Annotated in this window: 3 protein-coding genes and 4 pseudogenes; 5 read left to right on the forward strand and 2 right to left on the reverse strand. The window is 58.9% G+C overall.

What is annotated here, in order from left to right:
* Positions 1–309 precede the first annotated feature (309 nt).
* Positions 310–501 (forward strand): annotated as a pseudogene (locus tag IVA92_RS22425) (IS3 family transposase); the annotation flags it as partial.
* Between the two features lie 215 nt (positions 502–716).
* Positions 717–2,060, forward strand: coding sequence for an IS5 family transposase (locus IVA92_RS22430; protein WP_247276623.1), 1,344 nt, complete (start codon positions 717–719; stop codon positions 2,058–2,060).
* Positions 2,061–2,105: 45 nt separating this feature from the next.
* Here the strand turns inward: IVA92_RS22430 and IVA92_RS22435 are convergent, their stop codons facing one another.
* Entirely contained in the window at positions 2,106–3,197 is a 1,092-nt protein-coding gene (locus IVA92_RS22435) for a DUF2817 domain-containing protein (RefSeq protein ID WP_247276622.1), read from the reverse strand.
* 403 nt (positions 3,198–3,600) lie between these two features.
* Between IVA92_RS22435 and IVA92_RS22440 the strand changes: the two are divergent.
* The 3 genes and pseudogenes from IVA92_RS22440 to IVA92_RS22450 all read left to right on the forward strand — a co-directional run.
* Positions 3,601–4,633, forward strand: a pseudogene (locus IVA92_RS22440) (IS110 family transposase).
* A gap of 1,405 nt (positions 4,634–6,038) precedes the next feature.
* Complete coding sequence (locus IVA92_RS22445) at positions 6,039–6,836, forward strand: 3-hydroxybutyrate dehydrogenase (protein ID WP_247276621.1); 798 nt, start codon at positions 6,039–6,041, stop codon at positions 6,834–6,836.
* 372 nt (positions 6,837–7,208) lie between these two features.
* Positions 7,209–8,102 (forward strand): annotated as a pseudogene (locus IVA92_RS22450) (IS3 family transposase); the annotation flags it as partial.
* 118 nt (positions 8,103–8,220) lie between these two features.
* Here the strand turns inward: IVA92_RS22450 and IVA92_RS22455 are convergent.
* Positions 8,221–8,433 (reverse strand): annotated as a pseudogene (locus IVA92_RS22455) (integrase core domain-containing protein); the annotation flags it as partial.

Raw genomic sequence — 8,433 nt, forward strand, 5'->3', positions numbered from 1 at the left:
ATGGTCGTGTTCCGGACATGGCGTCTTGAACCGAACAGAGCTGAACAATGAATATCGGATGACACCGCAAGTCGACGAACTCGCACCTCAGTAACGAGACTGGTCTCCTCGATGAACTTCATGACCAAGGTGTGAGGCCGCAGGGCCGCCCGTGCAGCGTCTATGGCATTGATCTGGATCGTTCGAGCAACACCTCGTCCGGATACTGGGATGCGAACTTTTCACCGTGTCCCACCAATTGGCGCCAACAAGGACGTTAGCGAGATCCCCAGCATGAACGGCCCGGGGGGCGCCTTGCGCGACAAAAGTGTTCGTCAGCTGTGGCGCAGCATCAAAATATGAGGAGGTCTATCCGCGCGCCTACGACACCGTGTCCGACGCGCGCGGCTCAATCGGCCTATACCTCGACGTTTACAATGGCCGGGTCCTCACTAGAGCCTTGACGGCGGCCCCGCGGATCAAGCTTGCTTCCACCCGCTGCCGTTCCGCGCGGCAACTTGATTTTGGCGGAAGCTCCACTTATCGACGCGGAATTGCTGTTCAGACAATCGGGACCACCTTAGTCGCCCGTGAAGAACTCCCAAGCTGTTGATTGAGAATCCGGAAACGGGATTTTGCGGTAGCTGAATTTACCGGAAAGCGGGCGTTTAAAGCGGGATTCCTTGCAAACTTGATTTGTGATTCGCTCGTCTCGGACTGCTTTGGCGAGGGGCGAGATGCGACCACGGGAGCGGGGCGAGACGGGAGAGCAGGATCTTTTCCGCTCTCGGCTTGATCAGATCATCGACATGAAACATCCGCTGGTGGTGCTGGGGCGGACGGTGGATTGGAGATTCCTGGAAGAGCGGTTCGGCGAGGTCTACACCGATGATCCCGGCCGGCCGCCGCTGCCAACGCGCTTGATGGCGGGACTTTCGATCCTCAAACACACTTATGATCTCTCCGACGAGGTGTTGTGCGAGCGGTGGGTCGAGAACCCCTATTACCAATACTTCTGTGGCGAGGAGTTCTTCCAGCACCGGCTGGTGTTCGATCGCTCATCGCTGACGCGCTGGCGTAACCGCATGGGCGAGGAACGGCTGGCTGCGCTGATCCAGGAGAGTTTGTCGGTTGCCACCAAGACCAAGGCGATCAAGCCGTCCGAACTGTCGCGGGTGATCGTCGACACCACGGTTCAGCCCAAGAACGTGACGTTCCCTACCGATGCGAAGCTTCTGAACCGGGCACGCGAGAAGCTGGTGCGGCTGGCGCAGCATCACGGGGTGGCTTTGCGCCAATCCTATGCGCGAGTGGGCAAGTTCGCCCTGATCCAGCATCAGCGCTATGCCCACGCCAAACAGTTCAAGCGCGCCAACCGGGCGCTCAAGAGGCTGCGGACCTATCTCGGCCGCGTCATCCGCGACATCAGCCGCAAGATCGATGGTGACGGCGGGCTCGAAGCGGCGTTCGCAAAACTGCTTGCGCTGGCGCGGCGCGTGCGCGAGCAGAAGCAGCATCAGCGCGGGCCGAAGGTCTATTCCCTGCACGCGCCTGAGGCCGAGTGCATCGGCAAAGGAAAGGCCCATCGGCCTTACGAGTTCGGCGTCAAAGTCTCCGTCGCCACCACGATCGGCCACGCCAAGGGCGGCCAGTTCGTCACCCATGTGAAGGCGCTGCCGGGCAATCCCTATGACGGTCACACGCTGGCCACCGTGATCCCGGACATGGAGGTGCTGGTCGGCAATACGATCGCGCGCATCCTCGCCGACAAGGGATATCGCGGCCACAATGCGCCGCCCGATCACAAGTTCAGGGTCTTCATCTCCGGCCAGAAGCGAGGCGTGACGCCCAAGATCAAGCGCGAATTGCGCCGCAGGGCCGCCGTCGAACCCGTCATCGGCCATCTCAAGGCCGAGCATCGCATGGGTCGCAACTATCTCTGGTTCCGCCAGGGAGACGCTGCCAACGCCGTCCTGGCCGCCGCCGGCTACAACTTCCGCCGCCTCATCCGTTGGCTCAGCCTGTTGCTGCGCCAAATCCTCTCCGCTCTCACCGCCGCGCTTCAGGCCGTTCCAGCCTGAAGCCAGAGTTCTTCACGGACGACACCTTAGTTTTGCAAGAAGTTACTATTCGGATCTAAACGCATCGACTGCCTGTCGATGCACTAGGTGCGCTCTCCAAATAACCATCTCCTTCCAATCTGCCCTTTGCGGGTAGAAGTGCGTTTTCGTGGCACTACGAATCTGGCGGCCCACTTCGCAATCTGCCAACTCTGGTCTATGCTTGAACAGCCAATGTTCATTGCGCAGTATTGTCAGATTGGTAAAAGTCCCGAACTCCAGCGCCACGTACGTGTGCCGGTCCCCCAAAGAGCGCTCCCAAAGCTCGTCTTGCGAGCCGTGTATCACGGCGGAAGTTGAAGTCCCCAGATCCGGGGACGTCACTGACGGGCCGAAAATATTTGCCGCTCGTTCGTAGCCGTTCATTCCTGATGACTGTTCGCATTGTAATGCGCCGTAGCCGTAGGGGCCGAGCCCAGAATGATAATCGACAATCACCACCCTATCGCGCTGCGTTACGTCGAAATCGAGTACTATCTTCTCAAGAGTGCGCCTGGCTTCTGTAGGTTCGGCTCCGCCATAAAACAGCCCACCGGGCCTAGTGTATTGGCCGCGCGTCCTCGCAGACATGTAAGTCACATTCCCGTGCACCGCTCGATATTCCTCGATCGCGGCTTCTGCGCGACGAAATCCCTCCTCCGTACCATCGGCAGGGACGAGATGTTCAGCCAATTGTTCATATACTGTGTTTGGGGGTAAGGGCTTTGAGAAGTCGATGAAGTTCCGATTGAGGTCGCATCCCTCGGCAGTCGCTCTACGATCCCAAGCAAAACCGTAGCAATTGAGCGCGTGGATTAGGAGTACGGCTGTCGAGTGCGGAAGTCCCTCGTTAAGTGTGGTTTGCAAGAATAAAAGCTGCGCTGCGGCCCCGCAATAGCCCTCCGGTCCATGCGTCCCGGAAATTAGAATCAAAAGTTTCTTTGCGTTTGGATCGCCGAAATAAGCCGTATCCGTGAATAGAGCTTCACCAGATGGTCCCGGCGTACTGCACGGATACAACGTTGAAGTCGGTGCCGCCGCTAAGAACTTCTGCCTAGCCTCGACGTACGTGTCAGAAAATACCACTGAGGCGATCTGTTTTGCGATGTTAAGGTTCATCCTGCTCTATCTCCTCCTTCGCCTTCCGATGTCACGGCGCAAATAGAACCGACTTCCTCGCGCTTGATCCGATGCGACATGCCGCGGCAAATGTTACCGGCTCGACCGGGCAACCTTGTCATTCTATCAGTTCGCTTTGTGCGGAATTCCAATAATAGAAAGGAATGCTGCCGAGATTGTGCGTCTATTGGTGGAATTTCAAACGATTATTGCGAGGCGTGTGAGAACATGACGCATGGATGGCCCGACAATGCATCTTGCTGCCCGGTCTAAGTTTAGTACTAGATGCGGTAATGGGCCCGGCTCCGGAGCAAGGGGTCATGATGGTGGCTGTCCCCCGATAGATGATGAAACGGGGTCACGACTTGAGTCGGCCCCAAGCATCTGGAGACGGAGGACAGCCGTGGAGAATTATGCCGGAATCGACGTGTCATTGGAACTGTCGAGCGTGTGTGTTGTGGAGCCCAGGGTAAGATCCTGAAGGAAGCGAAGGTCGCAAGCGAACCCGACGCCTTAGTTGACTTTTTTGAGACGCTCGGCTTTGCAGTGAAGCGGATCGGGCTGGAGGCTGGGCCGCTGTCGCAATGGCTGCATGCGGGCCTGAAAGGCGCAGGATTCGAGTCGGTTCTGCTGGAAACGCGGCACGTGAAGGCCGCATTGTCTGCAATGACGGTCAAGACAGACCGCAAGGATGCGCGCGGGATCGCCCAGTTGATCCGGATGGGATGGTTTCGACCGGTGCATGCAAAGTCGGTCGATGCGCAAGAGATCCGGGCACTCCTGATCGCACGCAAACAGCTTCTCGGGCGGCTGATCGATGTAGAATTAAGTATCCGAGGGATTTTGCGCGGCTTCGGTCTGAAGGTTGGCCCGGTGACGCGACGGAATTTCGAAGCGCGGATTCGAGAGTTGGTTGCAGGCCAGGCGACATTGGAGCGCATTGCTGGTGCGATGCTTTCGGCACGATCGGCCCTGAAGGCAGAATACGGAAGACTACACAAGGCTGTGCTGGCAATTGTGCGTGATGATGCAGTCTGCCGCCGGCTTATGACAGTACCAGGCGTTGGCCCCCTGGTGGCCATCACCTACAAATCGGCGATTGATGATCCTCATCGCATTGTAAAGTCAAAGGCAGCAGGCGCGCTGTTCGGCTCACGCCAAAGAAATAGCAATCGGGAGAAAAGGACGTCACGGGCCGAATCACGCTGGCCGGCGATAAGACGGTGCGGACGGCCTTGTATGAAGCCGCCAACGTTCTGCTATCGCGCATCACGCGGTTCTCAAAACTCAAACGCTGGGGGATGGACGTCGCCAAGCGGAGAGGCTCGAAGCGCGCAAAGGTCGCCTTGGCACGCAAGCTCGCAGTGATCCTGCATCGGATCTGGGTCGATGGCACGACTTACCGATGGGCCGAAGCGGGCTCAATCGCAGCCTAGAAGACGTGGAGGAGATCGAGAACGCAACCCGGATGAACTGAAGCCCGGTGCCCGAAGTCCCGTCGCCGGGACGGTGGATGCGGTGAAGCCGTTACACGCCCAGTGGCCGTCGTCCGACGAACCACGCGTATCTAGATAGGCTCACCGCTCCCTCTGACAGCATGATGTGGCGGCCAGGCGTCGACCACGAACAGAAGCATGAGCTCGGCGGCGTGGCGTTCACTCGGGAGGCTTGACATCATCGGGCCCATTACAGAAGGCGCGTAAACGCTGTTCCCACCTTGCCGCGTGGGAATCTCTGTAGGAATGCCATAGCTTCCGTGGCGTGATCACCTCGGCCCAGCGCTGCCGCCCCTGGGACCTAGTCGAACAAACTCGGCGATCTGCACGTCGCTGTGTCACGCGTTATGCGATACTCGGGTCCCATCCAGCCTGCTGTTTGGCTGCAAGCGCCGGATGCTCGACGGCGGATGCGCTTCTGCCCGATCATGCTCGCTGACGCAGGTAGCGCTAGCCGCCCGGGTCGTGTGGATCTGGTGGTCAGGCGACGACAGCCGATGGTTACGCGCTTATGCGCGGCTCAGGCGGCAGGCTCGCTGCGGCAAGAGCTGGTGAGATATCTCTTGATTATCTCTACTTGCCCTCGGAAGGCCATGAATTGATTGGGAGTCGTGTGGCGAACTTCTGCACCAAGGTACGAGAATCCGTCCGATGGAAGCGCTCGCGGGATGAATTTGATGATATTCTTCTTCAGACAGGACTAGTCTCGTTTCTGTTCGGAAGCGGCCGACAGGGGCAACCGGCGGGGAGAAGGAAGTGATAACGCATTGCTGTCGTGGCCGTGGGTCCAATGGGGCATGCCATAGTAAAGATCTTCGCGGCGCGTGGCCAATCTCTATGCGATGTGAGCGCCGACGCGCTCGCCAAAGCGTGTTCCGAGATCGAGAGTATCTTCGGCCTTCTCGGGTAGGATCGCGCCATAGCCGGGGCGGCGAAATTGCCCGCTAACCTGCAAGAGAGTGGAGGGCGCCGACGTGGTGATCGACGCCGCGCCCGAGAAGCCGGAGTTGTAGCAGAAAATCTTCCGTTCATTGGATTTTGTTGGTCCGGCGCACTGTTCGCTTCCAATCGTCGGTCATCCCGATCGCAACGATTGCACAGCCAGTTCGAGATACCGCAACGTCATGTTCGACCTGGCTATGACGCTGGAGCCGCATCGCTTTCTCGAAAAGCTCTCGGCATGAGGACCGGAAAAGGAGTTTATCAATGGACAGACAAGAAGGCCGGGGCTCTGCACCCGCGGTGTAGGACCTTCCTCGCCTCTCAGCTCTCGCGCAAAGCTGACGTTGACATGGGCAGGAAGGCGCGAGCACAATCAGTTAAGCCAAATGGATAATTCCAGCCCATGATTAAAGGCAACCTTAAGGGTCGCATCGCGCTCGTCACCGGATCGACGAGCGGTATTGGTCTTGCTATTGCGCAACGCCTCGCGCGAGAAGGCGCCACAGTATGCCTGCACGGCTTAGGGGACGCTTCACAGGTGGAGGCGGCGATCTCGGCCGTCACATCGGCATCGGGTCTTCGACCGCGACACTTTGAAGCCGATCTGACCGACCCAGATGCCGCTGAGAGACTCATCAAGGGCGTCGAGCAGGCGGTTGGCAGTGTTGACATCCTTATCAACAGCGCCGGAATCCAACACGTCGCCCCACTAATGGAGTTCACGCTGGAGCGATGGAACGCCGTACTTGCGGTCAACCTCACAGCAGCGTTCCTAACGATTCAGCGCGCACTGCCTGCGATGTTGCAGCGCAATTGGGGCCGCATCATCAATATCTCGTCTGTTAGCGGCTATGTTGGCGTCTCTCACAAGGCGGCCTACGCGGCCAGCAAGCACGGGCTGCTCGGTCTGACTAAGGTAGTCTCGTCTGAGACTGCCAGAACGGGTGTGACATGCAACGCGATCTGTCCCGGTTGGGTCTTGACGCCCCTCGTTGAGCGACAGATCGAAGCACGAGCGATACGGGAGCGAGTCAGCCTTGCTATTGCCCAGGCTGAGATGTTGTCGGCGAGCCAGCCGTCGGGCCAGTTCGTAAAACCCGAGCAAGTGGCAGGAATGGTTTTGTTTCTGTGCTCGCCAGATGCTGACGAGGTCCGCGGCGTCGGCTGGAACATGGACGGTGGCCGTCTGGCCTCGCGCTAGTGGTTCGCATGCAGCTCGGGGAGGGAGCTCCAGCCTGCACAGACTGCACCTCAGTTGGTGCGAGCTCATTTTTCGCACCGATCCATCAACTTTCCCTTTCGTCGAAACAATAGCAAATGCGATTTTGTGAGTTTTCACGAGGCGGCTCGGAGCGCCGAACCGGTGTAATCCCAAGCAGCGTTGAAGGAGAGGGCTGGTGCTACTCGATGAAACTCATGATCGGAAACGACTGAGTTGGGTGACTTGAGCAAATAGTCACGCTGAGGTCGCGATCCAAAATCTGCCGATCGGCATTTTTCGCCACGTTGGAGCTCGGAACGCCGAGGTGGAATTGCGATTGGGAGATGATTTTGGATGACCCCGAGGGGCTTAATCCAGTTTGAAGTTCGCTCTGGCCCAGATAAGGACCAGAGCAGGAAGCGCAGTCGCTTTACGAAAGAGCAGATCATCGGGATTTTGAAGGAGCACGAAGCTGGCGTTTCGGTCGCCGATCTGTGCCGCAAGCATGGCGTCAGTGACGCCAGCATCTACAAATGGAAGGCAAAATTCGGCGGGATGGAGGTGTCGGAGGCCAAGCGGCTGAAGACCCTGGAGGACGAGAACACACGACTGAAGCGTCTCTTGGCCGACGCCATGCTGGACAATGCGGCCTTGAAAGATCTCCTGGGAAAGAAATGGTGATGCCCGCTGCCAAGCGGAAAGCTATCTCGAACGTCTACGGAATGAGCGAACGGCGGGCGTGTAAAGCCATCGGCTGCTGCCGCATGACGATGAGATACAAGGCGACCCCGCGCAGATGATGCCGGCCTTCGCCAGCGCATGAGGGCGATCGCCCAGGAACCTCACCGTTTCGGTTACCGATGCCTGCACGTGCTGCTCAAGCGGGAGGGTTATTCAACCATAAGAAGCTCTTCCGGCTCTACCGGGAAGAGAGGCTCGCGGTACGCCGCCGTGGTGGCCGCAAGCGGGCAATTGGGACCAGGGCACCGATGATGGCGCCGATGGCCCCCAACGATCGTTGGTCGCTCGACTTCGTGTCGGATCAGCTCACCGACGGCCGTCGCCTCCGCATTCTGACCGTCGTCGACGATTGCACCCGCGAGCGTCTGGCGCTGGTGGCCGATACCTCGCTCGGGCGCCCGGGTGGCGCGGGAATTAGACCGCCTGATCACCGAGCGCGGCAAGCCCAAGACGGTGGTTAGCGACAACGGCACCGAACTCACCAGCAACGCCATTCTGACGTGGGCCGATCAGAGCCGCGTCGCTTAGCACTACATCGCGCCAGGCAAGCCCAAGCAGAACGCCTTTGACCTTGCCCCCATAGTTTTATCAATTCCTGAGTTCGCCCGGCTGTTGGATTTGTCCATTGGGCGGTGGTAGCGACGGGAGCTGGCGCGGAGCCCTCGGCATAGCGCAGCGCCAGATCCCGGCGCGGATGGCAGGTCAAGGCGAACTCGGACGGCGTCTTCCATCCGAGCCGCGAGTGTGGTCGTGCATCGTTGTAATCGGCCCGTCAGCATCCAAACGTGACGCGGGCCTGGGCGGCGAGGTGAACAACGTCTCGTTCAACAGTTCATCCCGCAGCCGGCCGTTGATG

This window comes from Bradyrhizobium sp. 154 (assembly GCF_023073875.1).
GTDB lineage: Bacteria > Pseudomonadota > Alphaproteobacteria > Rhizobiales > Xanthobacteraceae > Bradyrhizobium.